The organism is Mesorhizobium sp. M6A.T.Cr.TU.016.01.1.1 (genome assembly GCF_003952585.1).
Taxonomy (GTDB): Bacteria; Pseudomonadota; Alphaproteobacteria; order Rhizobiales; family Rhizobiaceae; genus Mesorhizobium; species Mesorhizobium mediterraneum.
Genome location: NZ_CP034452.1, coordinates 2,859,061 through 2,880,631 on the forward strand (window position 1 = coordinate 2,859,061; position 21,571 = coordinate 2,880,631).

The following is a 21,571-nucleotide window of genomic DNA, read 5'->3' on the forward strand; positions in this document are numbered from 1 at the left end:
ACCTTGGATCGAGGTCGTGGTCCCTTTACCAAAAAGGGAGGGAACCAACCCCCATGAAGAAGAAGCTGAAATTCAATTCAGCCAAAGTCCGAAGCGAACTGGTCGAGATCCAAGGCGGGAAATGCTACTATTGCAGGGAACCGTTCACCGAGACCGGACCGAAGCAAGCCACCCTAGAGCACAAGAAGCCCAAAATGCTTGGCGGCACGAACGAGCGGTCCAATCTGGCCGCCGCTTGCCGTAAGTGCAATCAGAGTGCCGGCCGGCGAATGAACGCTGCCAAGCAACGAAAAGCTATGGGCGCCGAGCGCTCGAATGCGCCCGGAGTCTGAATGCGCGACAGCGAACTGACAGATCGTCCAGGCCGCGGCTGGACGCCCTGGGCGGAAGGCACCGGCGAGAGCGCCATCGATAAGATCTGGTGGGCGGCAAGGGTCTTGCACTTCCCCAAGCTGAACGTTTTATGCTGGTTCGACGGTTCCGATCGCGTCGGTATCGAGTACTGGGGATATCGCCAGCCTCAATGGTGTATGCGGAAGAAGCCGGCCGACTGGCAGCCTTTGCCCGACGTCTACCGATTGGCGCGCGAGGAGGAAAAGCTGGCGGGGATAGAGCGATTCCAGGCCGGAGTTCAGGCCAGGGCTTTGCAGCGCCTCATTCAGGCCAGCGAGAAGCGCCGGCGTGCGCGAGGCGCTGAGAGCGGCCAGCCGGAACGCGCGCTGGTGGGGCTCCTAAGGGCTAATCCAAGGGGCACTGGCACGCGAGCTTCCACTCTTCAGCCTGTATGATTCAGTAGTCTGGTGGAGGTGTCACGACGATGTTCGGTATTGGCGCGATCGATGCCTTCTACGGTAATCGCGAACATCCCGTTTTCGACCCTTCCTATCCAGCCTTTTGCTTTTAGATACCAGAGATGAAACTCCAGATGTTCACGCGGACAGCCCGACATGCGTTCGAGTTCTTCATCGCCAATTCCAGGATTGTTGACGTCTTGTCGGCGTTTGACATAAAGTAGCGAGAGCAGTTTGGCTTGAATGACGCCGTCCCGTTCGATTCCTTTAGTGTTGCTGACTTCCTCAATCAACTCGCGGCGAAGTTTCAAATTGTCTTTATACTGAATGTCGTACTGCACGCGCTTGAGAGGATCTTTGAGAGTATTATGGGCCTCCGCGATTTCACTGAAGCGTGATGCATCGCCGGTATCCTGATTGTCGGGATGGTAGCGCATAGCAAAATAACGAAATACCCGTTCTATCGTTTCCGAGTTGGCGTTCGGGCTGATTTCTAGGAGTTCGTAGTAGTCAATGAACAAAGTGGTGCTCCCACAACATCGCTATTGCGCACACAGTCGAGAGACCGTCGCCGGAGTGTCTTGCGGTCATAGCTAGTCGATGATGCCCATCAACACGTTGAAGGCCAGAAATCCGCGCTTGCGGGTCTCTACTCGCTCAATTCGTGGCATTAGTCCCCCCTCCCGTTTTGCAGATACTAGCGCGCAAGCTTCGCCCCTGCAAAGGGTTGCCCTCATTCCGGTCATCCGCCGATATACGTCGGCTCGCGTCAGACGCCAGTGTTGAGGTCGATGGACCGTAGGTTCAGTTCAATGACGCCCAAGACCGTTTTCGGGTGCTGGGATTTATCATCATTGGTGGAATTCTGGGGATTCTCGGTTTCTGGCTGGTCCCGATCGCGTTGTCCGTTTTGGTTCCTTACAACAAAGAGGTGTTCGGCTCGTCGCTGTTCCTCTTCATAGCGTGGATATTCATCAACGTGCATCACTACTTTCTGGATAACGTTATGTGGAGACGAGGCAATCCAGAGGTATCAAAATATCTGTTCCGCTAGTCATTTGCCGCGGTGATCTTGGTGATGGCCCAGATAGGCGCCGGCCGAGCGCAGCCACATCGAGCGTAAGCAGTATGATTTGCACGGCTCGGGCTACTCGCGCGTTGGCGGCGCGCGCCCACGGCTACTGCCAAGGCGATCGGCCCGCGCCTGGCGGCAACGCGGATCTTAACCTCACCGATCGAACCGGCTTCATCACAATGAACGGCGACAATCTCAATGAGTCAGGGCATGACCGGGGCATCGGAATTCTACTGGATCGAATAGATGTGTTGGCTGGGAAATAGCACAGTTAGGCGCTCCGCGAAGGTGATGGCTGAGGCTGAGCGCGCCGAACGCGCCGCGAAGACAGCAAGATTGAGGTCGCTTCGTATGGCGACTCAGAGTGACTTAAATGTTTCGTTTCCGGAGGAGCTCGATTGCTCGCTCCTCATCGCGGCACTGATTCAAGGCGAATCATCGGGCCAGCCTTTCAACCGTCTCAATGATGGCTTTGGCAAGGGCTTCGCCTTCATGGGCAGACTCGCGGCCGTAGGGCAGTAGCACGGCTTCCGCGCTCGGCAGCACGCCGGCCGGCAGGTCTGTTCAATAGCCATGCGAACCAGCTTGAGGAGGCCCAGGTGTTGTAGATGTTCTCCTGGGCTTCCATGCTATTCCGCCATGTCGCGCAAGGGTGTCCTGCGCTTCTGCGGCCGGCATTTCTCCACTCGTACTTGGGGCATGCGCGCCCAAAGTCTGAAAGCCTATGAAATTCGTCGCACTTAATTAGCAAAAAAGTACGGCGATTGGTCGCAAAGTAGTTGAAAACTATGGTGATCCCGACAGGAATCGAACCTGTGACCTACAGATTAGGAATCTGCCGCTCTATCCTACTGAGCTACGGGACCACGCGGCCCGACACATAGCCGCTTCGGACCGTTTCGCCAAGAGGCGCTCTGCACCCAATCGGTCGGTTTCGACGATGGCCGTTGAAGCACAGCCGTCGAGAGGCTTCTGCTCACAATTCGAAATTGATCCTCACCACTCTATAGACTGATCCGGGAGGGTTGGACCGCAAAGATAACCTGGGGATGGCGGAACTTCGGACCACCGCTGCGATTTAGTGTGCCGAAGGAGATACCGCATGAGCGCCACAAAAGAGTTCTTTGAAACCTGGCTCCGGGAGAACGTCGGCGATCTGCCCGCCGAGAGCGAAGTGAGCGTGGCCGTCCTGGTGCAGCAATTCGAGCAAGATGCCGACGCGGCCGGCTATGGTCACGAGGTACGCGAAGACGAGATCGGCGACATCGAAGAGGCCATTGAGAAAGCTCTGCACAAGGCCCGGACAGGCGAACAGCCGCAGGCTACAGAGCCAGTCGAAGAGAGTGATCTGGCGCCCGTCATGGAGGCGCTGAAGGTCGACGACTCGAAGAGCGGCCCGTAGTGATCCAGGCAACACCGGTTGGTAGCCGACGGATGGCCTGCGGTTGCGGCTCTCCCCTTCCACTCTACATGACCCGGCATGATAGATGCCAAACACATCACACTCGGTGTTGTGATCGGCGTGGCAATCGGCGTCGCGTTGGACAACATCATTGCAGGCATCGGGATCGGCATTGCGCTAGGCATTGCCTTCGGTCTTGCGCGGAAGCCGTCCGGTCGGAAGTGACGATCGGAGCATCGCCACGTCCTGAGCTCGATGGCCTTGTCGCCATCTCAAAATCGCAGCGCACCCTCAGGTCAAGCCGAGGACGGGCTCAGGCACATTCATCAGGCGGCCAGCGCCGTCTCCGCCAGCTTCACCCAATAGCTCATGCCGTGCGGGATGACCTCGTCGTTGAAGTCGTAGGCCGGGTTGTGCAGACCCGCGGTGTCGCCATTGCCGATGAAGATGAAGGCGCCCGGCCGCGCCTCCAGCATATAAGAGAAATCCTCGCCGCCCATCACCGGCTGGATGGCTCGGTGCACATGGGCGTCGCCGGCGATATCAGCCGCGACGTCACTGGCAAAGACCGTCTCTTCAGCATGGTTGAAGGTGACGGGATAATTGGCTTTGTAATCGACCTCGATCGTTGCGCCGAAGGCCGCGCCTACTCCCTCGCAGATGGCGCGCACGCGCTCTTCCGCCTTCCTGGCGACCTCCTTCTTCAGCGTGCGCACGGTGCCGGCGATCTCGGCGCTCTCGGGAATGATGTTGTAGGCGTCGCCGGCGTGGAATTTCGTTACCGATACCACGACAGCTTCGACCGGATCGGTGCTGCGCGAGGCGATCGTCTGCAGAGCACCGACGAGCTGGCTGGTGATGACGATCGGGTCGATCGTGCCGTGCGGCATCGCCGCATGCCCGCCCCGGCCCTTGACGGTGATGGTGAATTCGGCGGTCGCCGCCATGATCGGGCCCGGCTTGATGGCGAACTGGCCGACCGGCAGGCCCGGCATGTTGTGCATGCCGAATACTTTGGAGATGTCGAAGCGCTCCATCATCCCATCCTTGACCATCTCGTTGCCGCCGCCGCCGCCTTCTTCGGCGGGCTGGAAGATCACAGCAACGGAGCCGGCGAAATTGCGTGTCTCGGCGAGATATTTGGCAGCACCCAACAGCATCGCGGTGTGGCCGTCATGGCCGCAGGCGTGCATCTTGCCCGGAACGGTCGAGGCATAGGGTTTTCCGGTGATCTCATTGAGCGGCAGCGCGTCCATGTCGGCGCGCAGGCCGATGGTCGTGCCTTCGCCCAGGCGGCCGCGGATGATGCCGACGACGCCTGTCTTGCCGAGCCCGGTCACCACGTCGTCGCAACCGAAGGCCTTCAGCTTCTCGGTGACAAAGGCGGCGGTCTTGAAGACGTCGAAATTCAGCTCTGGCGTCTGGTGCAGATGGCGGCGCCAGCCGGCGACCTCGTCTTGCATTTCGGCGGCGCGGTTCAGGATCGGCATGATGGTTCCATCTCGCTGTTGGAGCAGACGGGTTCTGCCTGCTGCTTTTGCAATTGTGCCTACTGTTTTACAATTGTCATTCAGGCACTTTGCCATCTTGACGTCACATAGGGTAAATAGCACCGCAAGATCGGGATCCGGATAGAGGGCCGGATCACTATGCTGGCGATCGCGTAACAAATCTTACGGAGCCAGAGGCGACTGCGGCAAGAGGCGATTTCGGATTCCACCATGCGGTACAGGCATTTCCCTAGACTATTGCTGGCGGGCGCGGTGGCGCTTCCGGTGCTGGCCGGGCCGGCTCTCGCCAATCCGACGATCGTGTTCGACCTGGAGAATGGCAAGATCCTCCAGCATCAGGAGGCTTTCAAGCGCTGGTATCCTGCCTCGCTGACCAAGCTGATGACCGCTTATGTGGCATTTCGTGCGATTGCCGCGGGCGAGGTCCAGCTCGATTCGCCGATCAAGGTCACGAAACGTTCCGCCAGCGAGCCGCCGAGCAAAATGGGCTTCAAGCCGGGCTCGGTCATGCGGCTCGACAATGCGCTGAAGATGATGCTGGTCAAATCGGCCAATGACGTCGCCATGGCCGTCGGCGAGAACATTGGCGGTTCGCAAGCCGCTTTCGCCGAACGCATGAACACCGAGGCACGCCGGCTCGGCATGACCGGATCGCATTTCGTCAATCCGAACGGGCTCTTTTCGCCGGACCAGTATACGACGGCGCGCGACCTCGGTTTGCTGGTGATGGCGATCCGCACGGAATTCCCGCAATATGCCCCATGGTTCTCGATCGAGGGCCTCGCCGTCGGCAAGAAGCAGATCTCGAACTACAATCTTCTGATCGGCCGCTATCCGGGCGCCGACGGCATGAAGACGGGCTTCGTCTGCCCCTCGGGCTTCAACATGATTGGCTCGGCAACGCGAAACGGCCGCACGCTGGTCGCCGTCGTGCTTGGCGAACAGTCGACCATCACCCGCGCCGAGACCACGGCGAGACTGCTCGACCAGGGCTTCACGGCGCAAGAGCCGAACTGGGTCACGGTCGAGGCGCTGCCTGCCTATGGCGACACGACATCGGTCAATGACCTGCGTGACGAGCTTTGCAAGAAGAAGCCGGCTAAGGAGCAGTCGGAAGCTGCCGTCCCCGTCGGCGATAAGGATGCGCCAAAATCGCCCTATCGGGAAAAGCTCGACCATGTGCCGACATTGGTCGCCGTCGGCCTTGGCGGCGCCACCGGGCCGAAGCCGAAGGCGATGCTCGATACATCGGGCCGGGAATATGCCGACGTGCCGTTGCCGAGCTGGCGCCCCGACCTGCCGACGCCGCCCGGTGCCGAGCCCACAGTTATCGGTTCCGCCACGGCGGCCAAAGGCGGCCAGCCCGCCAAGGCCTTGAACTAGCCTGATGAGCAGCGGCTTCCCAATCCCTGTCTCGGTGCTGACCGGCTTTCTCGGCGCCGGCAAGACGACGCTGCTCAACCGGCTGCTCAGGGATCCAGCACTCGCCGATACCGCCGTCATCATCAACGAGTTCGGCGAGGTGGCAATCGACCATCTCCTGGTCGAACAGGCCTCCGACGGCATCATCCAGCTCTCCGACGGCTGTCTCTGCTGCACGGTGCGCGGTGAGCTGGTCGACACGCTGGCTGATCTCGTCGACCGGCTGCAGACCGGCCGCATCGCCCGGCTTGCCCGCGTCGTCATCGAAACCACCGGCCTCGCCGATCCGGCGCCGGTGCTGCAGTCGATCATGGCGCATCCGGCGCTGGTCCAGGCTTTTCGGCTCGACGGCGTCATCACGCTGGTCGACGCGGTCAACGGCAATGCGACGCTGGACGCCCATGTCGAGGCGGTGAAGCAGGTGGCCGTCGCCGATCGCATCGTGCTGACGAAAGCCGATCTGGCCACCGATCCGCGCGACGTCGAGGCCTTGCGAGCCCGGTTGCGACAGATCAATCCGGGTGCCGAGCTGCTCGACGCCGGTGACAAAAGGACCGATGTAGCGGCGCTGTTCGATTGCGGCCTCTACAACCCAGCCACCAAGTCCGCCGACGTGCAACGCTGGCTCGGCGAAGAAGCCGCCCATGATCACCACCGCCATGGGGACCACGACCACGGCGACCATGACCATGATCACGACCATCGGCACGATTCCCGCGTGCGCTCCTACTCGCTCGTTCATGACGGGCCGGTGCCGTTTTCGGCGATCGAGATGTTCCTCGACCTGTTGCGATCGGCGCATGGCGAGCGCCTGCTGCGCATGAAGGGCGTCATCGAATTGCTGGAAGACCCGGCGCGGCCGCTGGTCGTCCACGGCGTGCAGAAGATCTTGCATCCGCCGGCGCGGCTGCCGTCCTGGCCGGACGGCCAACGTGGCACGAGGCTGGTGCTGATCACGCTCGACATGCCGGAGGACTATGTCCGCCGGCTGTTTGCCGCCTTCACCAACCGGCCGTCGATCGACACACCCGACCGCGCAGCGCTGGAAAACAACCCGCTGGCCATCGCCGGGCGTTGATTTTAACCTATTGGTTAACCACGATCTTTTCCGAAAACCGGATTCCACTTTTCGGGATCATGGTCTAGCGACTGCTCGCCGCGCTCGACCAGAAAGCGATGGGCGCCCGAAACCGCTGCCGTTTCGACCAAGCGATGGCCGGCATCGGTGCAGAAAGCAGGAATATCGATGACGGCCAGCGGGTCAGTGGTTTCCAGCCAGAGCCTGCTGCCCGGCCGCATCGCAGCCAGCCGCTTTTTTGCTTTCAGCACAGGCAGGGGGCAGTTCAGGCCCTTGAGGTCATAGACGGAACTAGGCTTGGCCAAGCGCGAGAACCTCAGCCGCCGAACATGCCGAGCAGTTTGTTCTTCAGCTTTGTCACCCTGCTTTGATCGGCATTGGCCGCCTGCGTTTCGGCCGGGGCGGCAGCTTGGGGCGACGCGATTGTCGCGGTGGCGACAGGCGCTTCGGCCGCGGCCATGGCATCCCCCTCTTCGGCCAGTGAATTAATCTTGGCCGCTTCCGTTTCGGCCAGAGCCTGAGCCTTGGCCGCCTCTTTCTCGGCTTTGGCCGCCTCTATGGCGGCAAGCCTTTGCTCTTCGGCCTTCTGCTTGGCGGCTTTCTCCGCATCCAGCGCGGCCATCTTGCGGCCGGCCGGCGAATCGATGCGGCCCATGCGCGCCGTCTCTGTCACCGAGCCGTCGGCGTTGAACGACGGCGGCTCGATCGGCACGCGTTCGCCACGGGCGCGCTTTTTCGACCACTCGGAAACGATGCTGGCTTCCTTGATGCCGGCGATGGTTGGCTTTGGGGCCGGCACGCTGGCTTTGACCGCGCCGTTGAAAGCCGCTTCGTAGGTGCTCTGGTAGGCATTGAAGGCGCTCTTCAACGAATCCGGCTGCGTCGTCGTGGGGCAGGCGCCGGCCGGATCGAACGTCGTGCCGTCGGCCGCGACCTGGTTGAAGACGTAGCGCTTCTCGCAGACGTCGACCTTCGGCGGCACCTTGGTGATCTCGAAATTGTCGTAGCCGACCTTCAGCATCTTCCAGAATTCGTAGTTCGGATCCTTGCGATAACGCGCCATGTTGGCGGCGGTCATACGGAACGGAAAGGCCTGGATCTGGAATTCGGTCTGCCCGCCCTGGAACGCATCGCGGCCGAAGGCGTAGATTTGCTCGATCTGCGCGTCGGTCATCGAATAGCAGCCCGACGACGAGCAGGCGCCATGGACCATCAGATGAGAACCGGTGCGGCCATTGACGCGGTCGTAGGCGTTGGGATAGCCGATGTTGAAGGCAAGGTGGTAGTTCGACCGCGGATTCATCTGCGCCGGACGGACCGTATAGAAGCCTTCCGGCGCCTGGCGGTCGCCTTCGGTGAATTTGGGACCCAGCTTGCCCGACCATTTGCATATGTCGTAGCTGGCGACCAAGTCGTAGCGGCCGTTGGTCTTGGCCTTCCAGATTTCGAGCTTGCCCTCTTCCTTGAAGATGCGGGCCATCACCGGCGAGGTGCGGGTCATGCCCTTGGCCTTCATGCCGGCCAGGATCTTGTCGGGCAGCGGCTTGTTGGCCTGGGGGGCAAAATCCTTCATCGAAGAATCATTGCAGCCGGCGACCCCTATCGCGGCAATCAGAAGTCCGGTGCGGGCGAGCTTGGCAAACATGGGTATGGCTATGTCTTTTCTTTCGGACCGCAGGCATCAGCGCCGCCAGGCCCAACCCTAAGCCCGTTAACCTTGAAAATTCCTTACCGCAAGCGCCGGGCGCATCCCCTTACGGCAATTTGATTGAACCGAATGCCGCGGCATTTTTGTGGCGGACGTGCTCAATCTCGCCACATTGCGGCGCCGAACCTCGTCTTGCTAAAGGTTTCGCCCCATAGCCAGGTATTTCTCGCGGCGCTGCTCACGAAAATCGGTGTTGGCGCCGGAGAACTCCTTCATCGTCTTGGCGATGAGGTCGCCGGTGGCGGCGATGACCGCTTCCGGGCCACGATGGGCGCCGCCCAGCGGTTCGGGAATGATGGCGTCGATGATCTTCAGCTCCAGCAGATCCTGGGCGGTGATCTTCATATTGGTCGCTGCATCCTTCGAGCGGGTGGTGTCGCGCCACAGGATCGAAGCGGCGCCTTCCGGCGAGATCACCGAATAGATGGCGTGCTCGAGCATGTAGACGCGGTTGGCGGTGGCGATGGCGATGGCACCGCCCGACCCGCCTTCGCCGATGACCACCGAGATCGACGGCACCTTCAGGCCGAGACAGGCCGATGTCGAGCGGGCAATGGCTTCCGCTTGGCCACGCTCCTCGGCGTTGACGCCGGGATAGGCGCCGGCCGTGTCGACCAGCGTCAGCAACGGGATGTTGAAACGGTCGGCGAGTTCCATCAGCCGCACCGCCTTGCGGTAGCCTTCCGGTCGCACCGAGCCGAAATTGTGCTTCAGCCGGCTGGCCGTGTCCGAACCTTTTTCCTGGCCGATGATCGCCACCGGCTCGCCACGAAAGCGGGCAAAGCCGCCGACGATCGCCTGATCCTCGCCGAAATTGCGGTCGCCGGCAAGCGGCGTGAAATCGTTGAACAGGCCTTTGATGTAGTCGATGCAATGCGGCCTGTCCGGATGGCGCGCCACCTGCACCTTCTGCCACGGGGTCAGCGCCTTGTAGGCGTCGCGCAGGGCGTCGCGCGAACGCTTCTCAAGACGGCGGATCTCATCGCCGACATCGACCGCCTCGCCATTCTCGGCGAGTTTCTTCAGCTCGAGGATCTTGCCCTCGAGATCGGCGACCGGCTTTTCGAAATCGAGGTAATTGTACATTCTTGAGCGGACCGATAGACCGGGAGGCAATGACTGGCGGAACCCAGGAAATAGAGGCTCCGGGCGATGGAACGTGGTCCTCACATAGCGATATGACGCCTAGTCGGCAAGCGGATGATGATCGTTGACCAGCCGCACCAGCCGCTCCTCCAGCACATGCGTGTAAATCTGCGTCGTTGAAATATCGGCATGGCCAAGCAACTGCTGCACGGCCCTGAGGTCGGCGCCGTTCTGCAGGAGATGGCTGGCGAAAGCATGGCGCAGCACATGCGGCGATATTTTCGCCGAGGCGATGCCGGCCCGCGCCGCAAGGCCCTTCAGGTCGCGGGCGAAGACCTGCCTGGAGAGATAGCCGCTATCGCCTGCTGCCGGAAACAGGAATGGGCTGTCTGCGAGAGCCGGCACCGTTGCCCGGGCAGAGAGCCAGGTCCGCATCGCCATGCGCGCCTTTGCCGACAGCGGAACCAGGCGTTCCTTGTCGCCCTTGCCACGCACCATGAAGAAACGATCGTCGCGCAGCGCTACCGTCACCGGCAGGCCGACCAGTTCGGAAACGCGCAGGCCGGTGGCGTAGAGCACCTCGACCAGTGCATGCAGGCGCAGCGCCGCCAGGCTGTCGCCATCGTTCAGCGAGGCGTCAGCTGCCTCTTGCGCCGCACGGTCGATCAGCCGGCCGGTGTCGGCCTCGCTCATCGTCTTCGGCAGCGGCCGGCCCTTCTTCGGGCTGTCCAGGGTTCCGGTCGGGTCGTCGCGGCGCAGGCCTTCAGCGTAAAGGAACTTAAAGAACTGGCGGATCGCCGACAGTTTGCGTGCCTGCGAGGTGGCGGCAAAACCGCGCGCGGCGATATCGTCGAGATAGGCGCGGATATCGCCAGCGGCGGCGCCCGCAAGCCCGCCATCGATCTCGGCCGAAGCGTCTTCGAGGTCGCGGCGATAGCTGGAAAGCGTGTTTTCGGCTGCGCCCCGCTCGGCGCTCATCATTTCCAGAAAGGCTTCGATGCGGGCTGCGCTGTTCATTTCTTTGGGTCAGTTTTCCTGGGATCAGTTTTTCTTGGGATTGAGCTTTTCCGGAGGAATGCGCACGCTCATTTCGGCCTTTCTCGGCTCGACGAACATCGCCAGAGCGAACATCGCGCCATAGACAATGCCGGCCAGAATCGTGAGCGTCACGACAAAGCGGAACAGTGTCGGCATCAATTTTCGCCCGTCTTCTTGTTCTGCGTTTCCAAACCCTGTGCCCTTATGAGACGCCAATCCGGCCAATTCAAGGACGAAGCTCGGCGCGCGCCACGCTTGACGCAAACAGGCTTTTGATGTCGATACGCCGGCAACGAGGTCCGTATGAACGCGCTACCAGCAAATCCTCCTGATGAGAGCCATGCCGCGCTGCTCGGCCGGCTGGGCAGCCGTTCCATCGTCTTTGTCGGCCTCATGGGCGCCGGCAAGACGGCGATCGGCCGCAAGGTGGCGGCGATCCTGGGACTGCCTTTCATCGACAGCGATCAGGAGATCGAAAGCGTGTCGCGCATGAGTGTCCCGGAATTGTTCGAACGCTATGGCGAGACCGAGTTCCGGGCGCTGGAGCAGCGCGTCATCCTGCGCGTGCTGGAGCACGGCCCGCAGGTGCTGTCGACGGGCGGCGGCGCCTTCATGAGCGCGCAGACGCGGGAGGCGATCGCCGGCCATGGCCTGTCGGTATGGCTGAAGGCCGATATCAACCTCTTGATGGACCGCGTTTCCAAGAAGCAGAACCGGCCGCTCTTGAAAAGCGCCGATCCCCGCGCCGTGATCGAGCGGTTGATGGCCGAGCGCTATCCGGTCTACGCAGGCGCCGATGTCACCGTGCCGACCCGCGACGATCGCAAGGAGGTCATTGCGGCCGAGGTGGTGAGTGCGCTTTGCGGGTATTTTGGCGTTGCGGCCGCGACAGGCGAGGTGCGGTCGTGAGCGTCAATGCGACAGTCACCGTCGAAGTCGGGCTTGGCGATCGTGCCTATGACATTTTAATCGGCTCCGGCCTGCTTTCGCGCGCGGGCACCGAGATTTCGCGTCGCCTTCCAGGCACGCGCGCCGCGGTGGTCACCGACGACAATGTCGCCGCAGCACACCTCGAAACGTTGAAGGCCGGCCTCGAAAAGGGCGGCATTCAGCCTGCCGTCATCACGTTGCCGGCTGGGGAAAAGACCAAGAGTTTCGCGCATCTCGAGGAGGTGGTGGACGGCGTGCTGGCAGCCAGACTTGAGCGCGGCGATGTCGTCATCGCGCTCGGCGGCGGTGTCATCGGCGACCTGGCCGGATTTGCCGCCGGCATCGTGCGCCGCGGCATGAACTTCGTGCAGATACCGACTTCGCTGCTCGCGCAGGTCGACTCTTCGGTCGGCGGCAAGACCGGCATCAACAGCGCGCGCGGCAAGAACCTCGTCGGCGTCTTCCATCAGCCGAAACTGGTGCTGGCCGATACCGAAGTGCTTGACACGCTGCCGATCCGGGAATTCAGGGCCGGTTATGCCGAACTCGCCAAATACGGGCTGATCGATCGCCCCGGCTTCTTTGCCTGGCTGGAAGAAAACTGGGGCAAAGTGTTTGCCGGCGGCCCGGAGCGGGCCGAAGCCATCGCCGAAGCCTGCCGCGCCAAGGCCGATGTCGTCGCCCGCGACGAGTTCGAGACCGGCGACCGCGCGCTGCTCAATCTCGGCCACACGTTCGGTCACGCGCTGGAGGCCGCCACCCGCTATGACAGCGCCCGTCTCGTCCACGGTGAAGGGGTCGCCATCGGCATGGCGCTGGCTTATCGCTTTTCGTCACGCCTCAATCTGGCAAGTCCCGACGATGCGGCGCGCGTCGAGACGCATCTTCGCGCCGTCGGCCTGCCTTGGCGCATGGCCGATATTCCGGGCGAATTGCCTGATGCCGAGGCGCTGCTTGCGTTCATCACCCAGGACAAGAAGGTGTCGCGCGGCGCGCTGACCTTCATCCTGACGCGCGGCGTCGGCCAAGCCTTCATCGCCAGGGATGTGCCGGCGTCGGAAGTGCTGTCGTTTCTGGGGGAGAACCACCCGGGTCAGCAAAGCCGCCCGGGTCCGCAAAAAAGCCGCCCGGGATGAACGAGACCGGCTGGATTGTCGCTGCTGTCCTAGCCGGGCTCGGCTTGCTCGCTTTCGCCTTTCGCGCGCGCCTGCTCGCCGCCTTCGGCTATGAACTGCAGCGCGTCGAGCCGCAGCATTCGAACCATGATGAATCGCGTGGCGCCGTCGATGATGTTCGGCGCAATGGCCAGGCGATGCGCGAGGAGCGCGCCCGCATCGGCCGCCTGTCCGATCTCGACGAGCTCGAAGTGTCCGATGTCATGGTCCACCGCACCAACATGCGCTCGGTCAACGCCGACAATCCGCCGGAAGCGGTGGTGCGCGAGATCCTGCAGAGCCCGCATACCCGCATGCCCTTGTGGAAGGGCTCACTCGACAACATCGTCGGCGTGCTGCATGCCAAGGACCTGCTGCGCGCGCTGAACGATGTCGGCAACGACTTTTCCCAGATTGACGTGATGAAGATCGCGACAAAACCGTGGTTCGTGCCCGACACCACGACGCTGCAGGAACAGCTCAACGCCTTCCTGCGTCGCAAGGCGCATTTCGCCATCGTCGTCGACGAGTACGGCGAGGTCGAGGGGCTGGTGACGCTGGAGGATATCATCGAGGAGATCGTCGGCGAGATCGCCGACGAGCACGATATCGACATTCAGGGCGTCAAGCAGGAAGCCGACGGCTCCGTCGTCGTCGACGGCACTGTGCCGATCCGCGACCTGAACCGGGCGCTCGACTGGGACTTGCCGGACGAGGAAGCCACCACCATTGCCGGTCTCGTCATCCACGAGACGCAATTGATCCCGGACGAGAAGCAGGCTTTCACCTTTCACGGCAAGCGCTTCGTCGTCATGAAGCGCGACAAGAACCGGATCGCAAGGCTGAGGATCAGGCCGGCCGGCGACATTTAGCTTCTTGTCCCGGCTAACCAATCCTTGACTGGACGCTCGCCGCGCTCGCGTGCACTTTCGACTGGGCTGTCTGGAGATGACGGTGATCGATCGACGAACCCTGCTTTTGATGTCTATGGCTTTGCTGCCGGCCAGCGCTTCAGCGTCATCGCGCCGGCGCTCGCCGTCTCCGCAAACCTTCGACTACGGACCGGCCAAGCTCGACATCTACTCGCGCGATGGCGCAAGCGGCCTGCCTGTGGTCATTTTCATCCATGGCGGTGCCTGGCGGGCCGGCAACCGCACCAACGTCGACGTCAAGCCGGGCTTCCTGCTCGACAATGGCTTCTGCTTCGTCTCCATCGACTACCGGATGCTGCCCAAGGCCGATGTCGCCACCCAGGCCGACGACGTCGAGCAGGCATATCGCTACGTGCGCGCCAACATCGCCAGACACGGCGGCGATCCGAACCGGATAGCGGTCATGGGCCATTCGGCCGGCTGCCATCTCGCTGCGTTGACCGGGCTGCGCGGCGGTCTGCCCGGCGTCGCGGCGCTGGTACTGAACGATACCAGGGCCTATGATTTGGAGGCGCTTGCGAGAAGCGGCGACATGACACGCGCCTATGCCCGGGCCTTTCCCGATCCGGCGCAATGGCGCGCGCTGTCGCCAGCCTTCCACGTCGGGAGCCGCAAGCATCCGCCTGCCTTCGTCGCCTATTCGCGCGCAGCGGGTCGTGCGGCAGCCTCACAGGCCTTCGCCGAGCGCCTGCGGGCAACCGGAACGGAAGTCATTTTGTTCGACGGCAGCGCCTATTCGCACATGTCGATCAATCGCGATTTCGGCGACGAAGGCGACGCCTTGACCCGTGCGGTGATGATTTTCCTGAAGGCAGCGCTCGGCTGATGCCTACCACCTGGTCTTTTCGTCCGGCGCGGCCGGCTCGATCGCCAGCGCATGGACACCGGCCTTCAGCTCGTCGGCCAGCAATTCGTTGACCGCGCGGTGGCGCTCGATGCGGCTCATGCCGGCAAAGGCTGAGGAGACGATGCGAACGCGGAAATGCGTCTCGCCGGTGCCGTCATAGGTGCCGTGATGGTCGGAGTCCTGATGGTGATGGCCGGCATGGAGATGGCTTTCGTTGATGACGATCAGCCGCTCCGGCGAGAACGCCTTCTTCAACTTGCCTTCCATCGTTGACTGTATGGACATTCGTACTTCCCTTCACCACATATGGCTGGCGCATGACCCCCGAAAATCGGTGCTCTTTGCGTGTCCAGGAGGACGCGCAATGCCGTCGCCGCGACAAAATTCGCCAATCGCCCGCTTTATGCCGCGATTCAGCGGTTAGGGCGATCATCGCGAAAATGTCAATTCTTGTTTCGCACCGGCGAACAGCCCATAAATGGGTGAGATGAAACCGTACCCCAAATATTTCGAGAAAATCCGCATCCGCCCGGAGAAGGATGCGGAGCTGAAGTCGCGCTCGCCGATCTGCCAGTGGGACGGTTGCAAGGAGGCCGGCACCCATCGCGCGCCGGTCGGGCGCATGAAGGAGGGCGAATATTTTCAGTTCTGCTTCGATCATGTGCGTGAGTACAACAAGGGCTTCAATTATTTCTCCGGCGTCCCCGACACCGAGATCGCCCGCTTCCAGAAGGAAGCGATGACCGGCCACCGGCCGACATGGAAGATGGGCGTCAACGGCGCCTCGACGCGCTCCTCGCCGGATTTCGCCCAGCAGCGTTCCGGCCGCGCCGGCTACTACAACCGCATGCGCGATCCGTTCGACCTGTTCAAAGGTCCGAAGGATCCGCGCGAGGTGCGCGAGCGCAAGGCCAAGCCGCTTGAGGCCAAGGCGCTGGAAACGCTTGGCCTTGATACAAAGGCGACTGGCAAGGATATCAAGGCGCGCTATAAGGAACTGGTGAAACGCCACCATCCGGATGCGAATGGCGGCGACAGAGGTTCGGAAGACCGGTTCCGCGATGTGCTCCAGGCATATCGCGTGCTCAAGCAGGCAGGATTGTGCTGAGCGACCTTACGGTTCGTGTCGTTTTCCAACTTTCATAAGGTTGGAAAAGGCTCTAAGACCGCCCCCGGACAAAATAGATTGCCGGCGAAATCAGGCGTTTCGCCCGTGGAGACGTTGATAGTGATGAACAAGGTCGATCGCGACATCGCCAACCTGCCCGACACCACGGTGTCGGTGAAGGAGAAATTTGGCTTCGAGTCCAAGATGGTGGTGCCGGCCTACTCGGTGACGAGCGAGCATGTGCCCGACATCGATCCGGACTATCTGTTCGACAAGAACACGACGATGGCGATCCTCGCCGGCTTCGCCTACAACCGCCGCGTGATGGTGTCGGGCTATCACGGCACCGGCAAATCGACGCATATCGAGCAGGTCGCCGCCCGTCTCAACTGGCCGTGCGTGCGCGTCAATCTCGACAGCCATGTCAGCCGTATCGATCTCGTCGGCAAGGATGCGATCGTCGTCAAGGACGGGCTGCAGATCACCGAGTTCCGCGACGGCATCCTGCCCTGGGCCTACCAGCACAATGTCGCGCTGTGCTTCGACGAATACGATGCCGGCCGTCCGGACGTGATGTTCGTCATCCAGCGCGTGCTGGAATCGTCCGGCCGGCTGACGCTGCTCGACCAGAGCCGGGTTATCCGCCCGCATCCGGCGTTCCGGCTGTTTTCCACCGCCAACACGGTCGGGCTGGGCGATACCACCGGCCTTTATCACGGCACCCAGCAGATCAACCAGGCGCAGATGGACCGTTGGTCGATCGTCACCACGCTGAACTATCTGCCGCACGACAATGAGGTGAACATCGTGCTGGCCAAGGCCAAGCACTACCGCGACGGCAAGGGTAAGGAGATCGTCAACAAGATGGTGCGCGTCGCCGACATGACGCGTTCGGCCTTCATCAACGGCGATCTTTCGACTGTCATGAGCCCGCGCACGGTCATCACCTGGGCCGAGAATGCCGAGATATTCGGTGATATCGGCATGGCGTTCCGGCTGACCTTCCTCAACAAGTGCGACGAGCTGGAACGCTCGCTCGTGGCCGAGTTCTACCAGCGTGCCTTCGGCGAAGATCTGCCGGAATCGGCGGCCAATGTGGTGCTGGGCTAAACAGAGTTCTCGATGGCGGGTCCGGGCGACAACACGCGCAACAAGTCGAAGACGGGGTCTGAAGCCGACAGCTTCAAGCGTGCCGTCACCGTCTGCATGCGCGCGATTGCCGGCGACAAAGAACTCGAGGTCGGTTTCGCCAAGGACCGGCCGGCGCTCGCCGGCAGCCGCGCCCGTCTGCCTGAACTGCCGAAGAAGGCGTCGAAGGCCGATATCGCCATCACCCGCGGTCTCGGCGATTCCATGGCGCTGAAGCGCGCCTGCCACGACGCGCGCATCCACACCAGGCTGGCGCCGGAAGGCAAGCAGGCCCGCGCCATCTACGATGCGGTCGAGCAGGCCCGCGTCGAGGCGATCGGCTCCCGCGCCATGCAAGGTGTGGCCGACAATATCGGCTCGATGCTCGAGGACAAATACGCCAGAGCCAACCTCATCGACGTCAAGGACAAGGCGGATGCTCCGATCGAGGAGGCGTTGGCCCTGATGGTGCGCGAAAAGCTGACCGGCCGCACTGTCCCGAAGAGCGGCGAGCGGCTGGTCGACCTCTGGCGCCCGTGGGTCGAGGAGAAGGCCAGTGCCGATCTCGACGGGCTGTCGGCAAAGCTCGACGACCAGCAGGCCTTCGCCCGTGTCGTGCGCGAGATGCTGGCTTCCATGGAAATGGCCGAGGAGCTCGGCGACGACCAGGAGACCGAAGACTCCGAGGACAATGATGACAACCAGCCGCAAGGCGAGGAGCAGAGCGAGGAGGGCGGCGAGGACGATTCCGGCTCCGAGCAGTCGCAGTCCGACGACACCGAGGCGTCGTCCGACGACGAGCAATCGGCCGAGACGGAGGCGTCAGATGCCACCGCCGACGACCTGTCCGACGATGACGACGCCGATGCCGAGACGCCCGGCGAGGCGCGCCGCAACGACAATCCCTTCGCCAATCTGTCGAAGGAGATCGACTACAAGGTCTTCACCACCGCCTTCGACGAGACGGTGGGTGCGGAAGACCTGTGCGAGGAAGAGGAGCTGGATCGGCTGCGCGCCTTCCTCGACAAGCAGCTTGCCAACCTGTCGGGTGTTGTCGGCCGGCTGGCCAACCGGCTGCAGCGCCGCCTGATGGCGCAGCAGAACCGGTCCTGGGATTTCGATCTCGAAGAGGGTTATCTCGATCCGGCGCGGCTGGTGCGCGTCGTCATCGATCCGATGCAGCCGCTGTCCTTCAAGCAGGAACGGGACACCAAATTCCGCGACACGGTGGTGACGCTGGTGCTCGACAATTCGGGCTCGATGCGCGGCCGGCCGATCACGGTCGCCGCCACCTGCGCCGACATTCTGGCGCGGACGCTGGAGCGCTGCGGCGTCTCGGTAGAGATCCTCGGCTTCACCACCCGCGCCTGGAAGGGCGGTCAGGCACGCGAGAAATGGCTGAAGGAAGGCAAGCCGCCGAATCCCGGGCGGCTCAACGATTTGCGCCACATCATCTACAAATCCGCCGACCATCCGTGGCGGCGGGCACGCCGCAATCTGGGCCTGATGATGCGCGAGGGCCTGCTTAAGGAAAACATCGACGGCGAGGCGTTGCTGTGGGCGCATAACCGCCTGATCGCCCGGCCGGAGCAGCGCAAGATCCTGATGATGATCTCGGACGGCGCGCCGGTTGACGATTCGACACTGTCGGTCAATCCGGGCAACTATCTCGAACGGCATCTGCGCGCCGTTATCGAACTGATCGAGACGCGCTCACCGGTCGAGCTCTTGGCCATCGGCATCGGCCACGACGTCACCCGCTATTACAGGCGCGCCGTCACCATCGTCGACGCCGAGGAACTGGCCGGCGCCATGACCGAGCAGCTCGCGTCGCTGTTTGGCGAGGAAAGCGCGCGGGACACGCGACGCGGCGGCATGCGGCGTGCCGGATGATTTTTTTGCGGGGCGGCTTTCGGCAGACGCTTTTCGCCGCCACAGCGCTGTTCGTTGCCGGCATCGCCTTGTCGCCTTCCATCGCCCTCGGCCCGGTTTCGGTCGAGCCGATCGAAATCTCGGCACGGCCGATAACCCGGTTTCACATCGGCCGTGACGAAAAGCGGTTCGGTCCGCTCGAATTCGTCGGCGGGCTGGAAATGACTTCGCCGTCACGCGATTTCGGCGCGCTGTCGGCGTTTCGCTTCCTCAAGCCCGGCAGTGATTTCATCGGCGTCGCCGACACCGGTTTCTGGTTCTTCGGCACGGTCACTCATGATGCCGACAAGCGCCCGTCGGGCATCCAGAATTTCCGCATGCAGCAGATGATCGACGCATCAGGCCAGCCGATCGACGAGAAATGGGAGGTCGACGCCGAAGGCCTTGCGGTCAAGGACGGCATTGCCACGGTCGGCTTCGAGCGCAACCACCGTGTCGCCCAGTTCAAATTCGATCCGCACGATATGAAGGCGCCGTTGAAGCAACTGGACTTCCTGATTCCGGCCTGGGAGCTTCGTCGGAATCGCGGCTTTGAGACAGGCACCCATGCCAATCCTCACGGGCAGCACGAGGGCGGGCTGGTCGTGGTGTCGGAAAAGAGCCTCGACAAATCAGGCAATATCTATGCGGCTGTCATCGAAGGGCCGCACAAGGGCGTCTTCACCGTCAAGCGCAACGGTGAATTCGACATCACCGACGGTGCGTTCCTGCCGGACGGCGACCTTCTGCTTTTGGAGCGCAGCTTCTCGATGGCCGGCGGCGTCAAGATGCGGCTGAGGCGCATCTATGGTGAAAGCGTCGAGAAGGGCGCCGTCGCCGACGGGCCGGTGCTGATGGAAGCCGACATGGCCTACCAGATCGACAATATGGAAGGGCTCGACGTCTGGACCCGCGACGATGGCGCGCTGATGGTGTCGCTGATCTCGGACGACAACCACTCGATGCTGCAACGCAACCTCTACCTGGAATTCGTCCTGCACGAGGATTGAGAGGCGGTCGGCGAGGGATGGCCGATAAGCCGAAAAGAAGTCTAAAGCTTCGCGCTGGCTGCCGCAGGCCGGAGTCCGTTGATCGCGACCCAGACGACGTGGCGCGCGCCACGCTTGCCGTTGGCGCGGACCTTGACTTCCTCGACCGCGAAGCCTGCCTGCTTGAGCCTGCGGGTAAAACCGCTGTCGGGTCCCTGCGACCAGACCGCCAGCACGCCGCCGGGCTTGAGCGCTGCTCTCGCGCTGTTCAACCCGGCTAGACTGTAAAGAGCATCGTTGGCCTTGTGGACGATTCCTTCCGGCCCGTTGTCGACGTCGAGCAGAATGGCATCCCAGGCAGAGGCTTCCGATCGCATGAGCTGCCCGACATCCGCTTCGCGAACAATCACACGCGGATCGTCGAGACAGCCGCCGAACACCGAGGCCATCGGGCCGCGTGCCCACGCCACGACGGCGGGCACCAACTCGGCAACAACGATACCGGCATCGGCGCCAAGCTCGGCAAGGGCAGCGCGCAGCGTGAAGCCCATGCCCAGCCCGCCGATCAGGATTTTCGGCTGGCTACGGCCGGCAATCCTTTGGCAAGTCAGGCTGGCCAGCGCTTCCTCGGAGCCGCTGAGGCGGCTGTTCATCAGCTCGTTCGAGCCAAGCATGATCGAGAACTCGGCGCCGCGCCGTTTCAGGCGAAGCTCCTGGCCGCCGTCAGGCGTTTTTGCAGTGTCGAGCTGGACCCATGGGATCACTGCCTATGCCGCCAGTGCCGGCTGGCTCCAGCGGGCGGCAAGCAGCCGATAGGGGATCAGCGCCACCACGGCGATGATCAGCTTCACGCCGAGGTCGCCGAGCGCCCATGACACCCAGCGCATGGTCTCGACCGGCAGCACGCCCATCAGCGGCGCGGTTTCGAGCGCAAAGCCATCGTTCGGGCCAGCGAAGGCGAAGGCCGCCGAAAAGGCGACGGTGAAGAACACGGCGGTGTCGAACACCGAGCCGACCAGCGTGCCGACGATCGGCGCGCGCCACCAGCTCTGCCGGCGCAGCCGGTTGAATACGGTCACGTCGAGCAATTGCGCGATCAGGAACGCGGCGCCGGAAGCCGCCGCAATGCGCACCAGCCGGTCGGCGGCCGTCTCGAATTCGATCAGACCGTGGTGGAACAGCAAGGGCGGGATGAGGATCGAGCAGATCACCGCCGCCATGAAGCCGACAAAGACGATCCGGCGCGCCACGGCCGGGCCGTAGCGGCGATTGGCAAGGTCGGTGACCAGGAACGAGAAGGGGTAGGTGAAGGCGCCCCAGGTCAGAATGTCGGCCAGCGACAGGCCGCCGATCGCACCTTGCACCGGGAACTGCACGAGGATGTTCGACGCCACGACGACAAGCGCCATGGCCGCAACAAAGGGTAGATATCGGGAGAAGAAACTCATTTTTTTATCCTGG

The 21,571-nt window shown here is 62.4% G+C and carries 26 protein-coding genes and 1 tRNA gene; 15 read left to right on the forward strand and 12 right to left on the reverse strand.

The window, feature by feature from the left end; all coding sequences use genetic code 11:
* Positions 1-53: 53 nt before the first annotated feature.
* Positions 54-332 (forward strand): HNH endonuclease, encoded by a 279-nt coding sequence (locus EJ075_RS33125; RefSeq protein WP_164547101.1) that lies wholly within the window; start codon positions 54-56, stop codon positions 330-332.
* The gene (locus tag EJ075_RS13750) at positions 333-788 is read left to right on the forward strand and encodes a hypothetical protein (RefSeq protein WP_126104703.1); all 456 of its coding nucleotides are present in this window, start codon (positions 333-335) and stop codon (positions 786-788) included. It begins immediately after the preceding gene.
* On the opposite strand, the gene EJ075_RS13755 is transcribed toward EJ075_RS13750, so the two are convergent.
* Together EJ075_RS13755 and EJ075_RS33350 are read right to left on the reverse strand one after the other, a co-directional pair.
* On the reverse strand, positions 776-1,312 hold the full coding sequence (locus EJ075_RS13755; protein ID WP_126104704.1) for a J domain-containing protein: 537 nt from the start codon (positions 1,310-1,312) through the stop codon (positions 776-778). The genes EJ075_RS13750 and EJ075_RS13755 overlap by 13 nt on opposite strands.
* Before the next feature lie 248 nt (positions 1,313-1,560).
* Positions 1,561-1,776, reverse strand: a complete 216-nt coding sequence (locus EJ075_RS33350; protein WP_206437548.1) for a hypothetical protein — start codon at positions 1,774-1,776, stop codon at positions 1,561-1,563.
* 381 nt (positions 1,777-2,157) lie between these two features.
* Here EJ075_RS33350 and EJ075_RS13765 point away from each other — a divergent pair, with 381 nt between their 5' ends.
* Positions 2,158-2,388, forward strand: coding sequence for a hypothetical protein (locus EJ075_RS13765; protein WP_126104705.1), 231 nt, complete (start codon positions 2,158-2,160; stop codon positions 2,386-2,388).
* A gap of 267 nt (positions 2,389-2,655) precedes the next feature.
* Here EJ075_RS13765 and EJ075_RS13770 read toward each other — a convergent pair.
* Positions 2,656-2,732, reverse strand: a tRNA-Arg gene (locus EJ075_RS13770).
* Between the two features lie 236 nt (positions 2,733-2,968).
* Here EJ075_RS13770 and EJ075_RS13775 point away from each other — a divergent pair.
* Together EJ075_RS13775 and EJ075_RS33130 are read left to right on the forward strand one after the other, a co-directional pair.
* Positions 2,969-3,268 (forward strand): DUF768 domain-containing protein, encoded by a 300-nt coding sequence (locus EJ075_RS13775; RefSeq protein WP_126104706.1) that lies wholly within the window; start codon positions 2,969-2,971, stop codon positions 3,266-3,268.
* 78 nt (positions 3,269-3,346) lie between these two features.
* Positions 3,347-3,493, forward strand: coding sequence for a hypothetical protein (locus tag EJ075_RS33130; protein ID WP_164547102.1), 147 nt, complete (start codon positions 3,347-3,349; stop codon positions 3,491-3,493).
* Between the two features lie 101 nt (positions 3,494-3,594).
* Here EJ075_RS33130 and EJ075_RS13780 read toward each other — a convergent pair whose 3' ends face one another.
* Complete coding sequence (locus EJ075_RS13780; protein WP_095485917.1) at positions 3,595-4,758, reverse strand: M20 aminoacylase family protein; 1,164 nt, start codon at positions 4,756-4,758, stop codon at positions 3,595-3,597.
* 231 nt (positions 4,759-4,989) lie between these two features.
* Here EJ075_RS13780 and EJ075_RS13785 point away from each other — a divergent pair, with 231 nt between their 5' ends.
* Both EJ075_RS13785 and EJ075_RS13790 read left to right on the forward strand, forming a co-directional pair.
* Positions 4,990-6,162 (forward strand): D-alanyl-D-alanine carboxypeptidase family protein, encoded by a 1,173-nt coding sequence (locus EJ075_RS13785; RefSeq protein WP_126104707.1) that lies wholly within the window; start codon positions 4,990-4,992, stop codon positions 6,160-6,162.
* A gap of 4 nt (positions 6,163-6,166) precedes the next feature.
* Positions 6,167-7,279 carry a GTP-binding protein gene (locus tag EJ075_RS13790; RefSeq protein ID WP_126104708.1) on the forward strand — a complete coding sequence of 371 codons (1,113 nt, stop codon included), beginning with the start codon at positions 6,167-6,169 and terminating at the stop codon, positions 7,277-7,279.
* A gap of 14 nt (positions 7,280-7,293) precedes the next feature.
* Here EJ075_RS13790 and EJ075_RS13795 read toward each other — a convergent pair whose 3' ends face one another.
* The 5 genes from EJ075_RS13795 to EJ075_RS13815 form a co-directional block, all read right to left on the reverse strand.
* Positions 7,294-7,584, reverse strand: a complete 291-nt coding sequence (locus EJ075_RS13795; protein ID WP_126104709.1) for a sulfurtransferase TusA family protein — start codon at positions 7,582-7,584, stop codon at positions 7,294-7,296.
* Between the two features lie 11 nt (positions 7,585-7,595).
* Positions 7,596-8,924, reverse strand: a complete 1,329-nt coding sequence (locus EJ075_RS13800; protein ID WP_126104710.1) for a murein L,D-transpeptidase family protein — start codon at positions 8,922-8,924, stop codon at positions 7,596-7,598.
* A gap of 198 nt (positions 8,925-9,122) precedes the next feature.
* Complete coding sequence (locus EJ075_RS13805) at positions 9,123-10,073, reverse strand: acetyl-CoA carboxylase carboxyltransferase subunit alpha (protein ID WP_126104711.1); 951 nt, start codon at positions 10,071-10,073, stop codon at positions 9,123-9,125.
* Positions 10,074-10,172: 99 nt separating this feature from the next.
* Positions 10,173-11,090, reverse strand: coding sequence for a site-specific tyrosine recombinase XerD (locus tag EJ075_RS13810; protein ID WP_126104712.1), 918 nt, complete (start codon positions 11,088-11,090; stop codon positions 10,173-10,175).
* A 24-nt stretch (positions 11,091-11,114) separates the two neighbouring features.
* The gene (locus EJ075_RS13815; RefSeq protein WP_095485924.1) at positions 11,115-11,267 is read right to left on the reverse strand and encodes a histidine kinase; all 153 of its coding nucleotides are present in this window, start codon (positions 11,265-11,267) and stop codon (positions 11,115-11,117) included.
* A 147-nt stretch (positions 11,268-11,414) separates the two neighbouring features.
* Between EJ075_RS13815 and EJ075_RS13820 the strand changes: the two genes are divergently transcribed.
* The 4 genes from EJ075_RS13820 (at position 11,415) to EJ075_RS13835 (ending at position 14,953) form a co-directional block, all read left to right on the forward strand.
* Positions 11,415-12,020, forward strand: coding sequence for a shikimate kinase (locus tag EJ075_RS13820; RefSeq protein WP_126104713.1), 606 nt, complete (start codon positions 11,415-11,417; stop codon positions 12,018-12,020).
* Positions 12,017-13,177 carry a 3-dehydroquinate synthase gene (gene aroB / locus EJ075_RS13825; protein ID WP_126104714.1) on the forward strand — a complete coding sequence of 387 codons (1,161 nt, stop codon included), beginning with the start codon at positions 12,017-12,019 and terminating at the stop codon, positions 13,175-13,177. Before EJ075_RS13820 ends, aroB begins: the two co-directional genes overlap by 4 nt.
* Positions 13,174-14,067 (forward strand): transporter associated domain-containing protein, encoded by an 894-nt coding sequence (locus tag EJ075_RS13830; protein ID WP_126104715.1) that lies wholly within the window; start codon positions 13,174-13,176, stop codon positions 14,065-14,067. The genes aroB and EJ075_RS13830 overlap by 4 nt, the downstream gene beginning before the upstream one ends.
* Positions 14,068-14,149: 82 nt before the next feature.
* Positions 14,150-14,953 (forward strand): alpha/beta hydrolase, encoded by an 804-nt coding sequence (locus EJ075_RS13835; protein WP_126104716.1) that lies wholly within the window; start codon positions 14,150-14,152, stop codon positions 14,951-14,953.
* A 3-nt stretch (positions 14,954-14,956) separates the two neighbouring features.
* Here EJ075_RS13835 and EJ075_RS13840 read toward each other — a convergent pair whose 3' ends face one another.
* Entirely contained in the window at positions 14,957-15,259 is a 303-nt protein-coding gene (locus EJ075_RS13840; protein ID WP_126104717.1) for a BolA family protein, read from the reverse strand.
* A 193-nt stretch (positions 15,260-15,452) separates the two neighbouring features.
* Between EJ075_RS13840 and EJ075_RS13845 the strand changes: the two genes are divergently transcribed.
* From EJ075_RS13845 to EJ075_RS13860, 4 genes are all read left to right on the forward strand, one after another.
* The gene (locus EJ075_RS13845; protein WP_095485929.1) at positions 15,453-16,082 is read left to right on the forward strand and encodes a J domain-containing protein; all 630 of its coding nucleotides are present in this window, start codon (positions 15,453-15,455) and stop codon (positions 16,080-16,082) included.
* A 123-nt stretch (positions 16,083-16,205) separates the two neighbouring features.
* Positions 16,206-17,192: a cobaltochelatase subunit CobS gene (cobS, locus tag EJ075_RS13850; protein ID WP_095485930.1), complete on the forward strand. Its 987-nt coding sequence runs from the start codon at positions 16,206-16,208 to the stop codon at positions 17,190-17,192.
* Positions 17,193-17,204: 12 nt separating this feature from the next.
* Entirely contained in the window at positions 17,205-19,103 is a 1,899-nt protein-coding gene (cobT, locus tag EJ075_RS13855; RefSeq protein WP_095485931.1) for a cobaltochelatase subunit CobT, read from the forward strand.
* The gene (locus tag EJ075_RS13860) at positions 19,100-20,131 is read left to right on the forward strand and encodes an esterase-like activity of phytase family protein (RefSeq protein ID WP_126104718.1); all 1,032 of its coding nucleotides are present in this window, start codon (positions 19,100-19,102) and stop codon (positions 20,129-20,131) included. The genes cobT and EJ075_RS13860 overlap by 4 nt, the downstream gene beginning before the upstream one ends.
* 41 nt (positions 20,132-20,172) lie before the next feature.
* On the opposite strand, the gene EJ075_RS13865 is transcribed toward EJ075_RS13860, so the two are convergent.
* A complete protein-coding gene (locus tag EJ075_RS13865; RefSeq protein ID WP_126104719.1) occupies positions 20,173-20,874 on the reverse strand; it encodes a hypothetical protein in 702 nt (233 codons plus the stop codon).
* 3 nt (positions 20,875-20,877) lie between these two features.
* Positions 20,878-21,558: a queuosine precursor transporter gene (locus EJ075_RS13870; protein ID WP_095485934.1), complete on the reverse strand. Its 681-nt coding sequence runs from the start codon at positions 21,556-21,558 to the stop codon at positions 20,878-20,880.
* Positions 21,559-21,571: the final 13 nt, after the last annotated feature.

Coding starts and splice junctions, on each gene's coding strand:
- EJ075_RS13870 (WP_095485934.1), bottom strand. CDS start 21,558: ATGAGTTTCTTCTCCCGATATCTACCCTTTGTTGCGGCCATGGCGCTT.
- EJ075_RS33350 (WP_206437548.1), bottom strand. CDS start 1,776: ATGCACGTTGATGAATATCCACGCTATGAAGAGGAACAGCGACGAGCC.
- EJ075_RS33125 (WP_164547101.1), top strand. CDS start 54: ATGAAGAAGAAGCTGAAATTCAATTCAGCCAAAGTCCGAAGCGAACTG.
- EJ075_RS13765 (WP_126104705.1), top strand. CDS start 2,158: ATGGCTGAGGCTGAGCGCGCCGAACGCGCCGCGAAGACAGCAAGATTG.
- EJ075_RS33130 (WP_164547102.1), top strand. CDS start 3,347: ATGATAGATGCCAAACACATCACACTCGGTGTTGTGATCGGCGTGGCA.
- EJ075_RS13775 (WP_126104706.1), top strand. CDS start 2,969: ATGAGCGCCACAAAAGAGTTCTTTGAAACCTGGCTCCGGGAGAACGTC.
- EJ075_RS13780 (WP_095485917.1), bottom strand. CDS start 4,758: ATGCCGATCCTGAACCGCGCCGCCGAAATGCAAGACGAGGTCGCCGGC.
- EJ075_RS13800 (WP_126104710.1), bottom strand. CDS start 8,924: ATGTTTGCCAAGCTCGCCCGCACCGGACTTCTGATTGCCGCGATAGGG.
- EJ075_RS13830 (WP_126104715.1), top strand. CDS start 13,174: ATGAACGAGACCGGCTGGATTGTCGCTGCTGTCCTAGCCGGGCTCGGC.
- EJ075_RS13840 (WP_126104717.1), bottom strand. CDS start 15,259: ATGTCCATACAGTCAACGATGGAAGGCAAGTTGAAGAAGGCGTTCTCG.
- EJ075_RS13805 (WP_126104711.1), bottom strand. CDS start 10,073: ATGTACAATTACCTCGATTTCGAAAAGCCGGTCGCCGATCTCGAGGGC.
- EJ075_RS13820 (WP_126104713.1), top strand. CDS start 11,415: ATGAACGCGCTACCAGCAAATCCTCCTGATGAGAGCCATGCCGCGCTG.
- cobS (WP_095485930.1), top strand. CDS start 16,206: ATGAACAAGGTCGATCGCGACATCGCCAACCTGCCCGACACCACGGTG.
- EJ075_RS13860 (WP_126104718.1), top strand. CDS start 19,100: ATGATTTTTTTGCGGGGCGGCTTTCGGCAGACGCTTTTCGCCGCCACA.
- EJ075_RS13790 (WP_126104708.1), top strand. CDS start 6,167: ATGAGCAGCGGCTTCCCAATCCCTGTCTCGGTGCTGACCGGCTTTCTC.
- EJ075_RS13750 (WP_126104703.1), top strand. CDS start 333: ATGCGCGACAGCGAACTGACAGATCGTCCAGGCCGCGGCTGGACGCCC.
- EJ075_RS13815 (WP_095485924.1), bottom strand. CDS start 11,267: ATGCCGACACTGTTCCGCTTTGTCGTGACGCTCACGATTCTGGCCGGC.
- cobT (WP_095485931.1), top strand. CDS start 17,205: ATGGCGGGTCCGGGCGACAACACGCGCAACAAGTCGAAGACGGGGTCT.
- EJ075_RS13810 (WP_126104712.1), bottom strand. CDS start 11,090: ATGAACAGCGCAGCCCGCATCGAAGCCTTTCTGGAAATGATGAGCGCC.
- EJ075_RS13845 (WP_095485929.1), top strand. CDS start 15,453: ATGGGTGAGATGAAACCGTACCCCAAATATTTCGAGAAAATCCGCATC.
- EJ075_RS13785 (WP_126104707.1), top strand. CDS start 4,990: ATGCGGTACAGGCATTTCCCTAGACTATTGCTGGCGGGCGCGGTGGCG.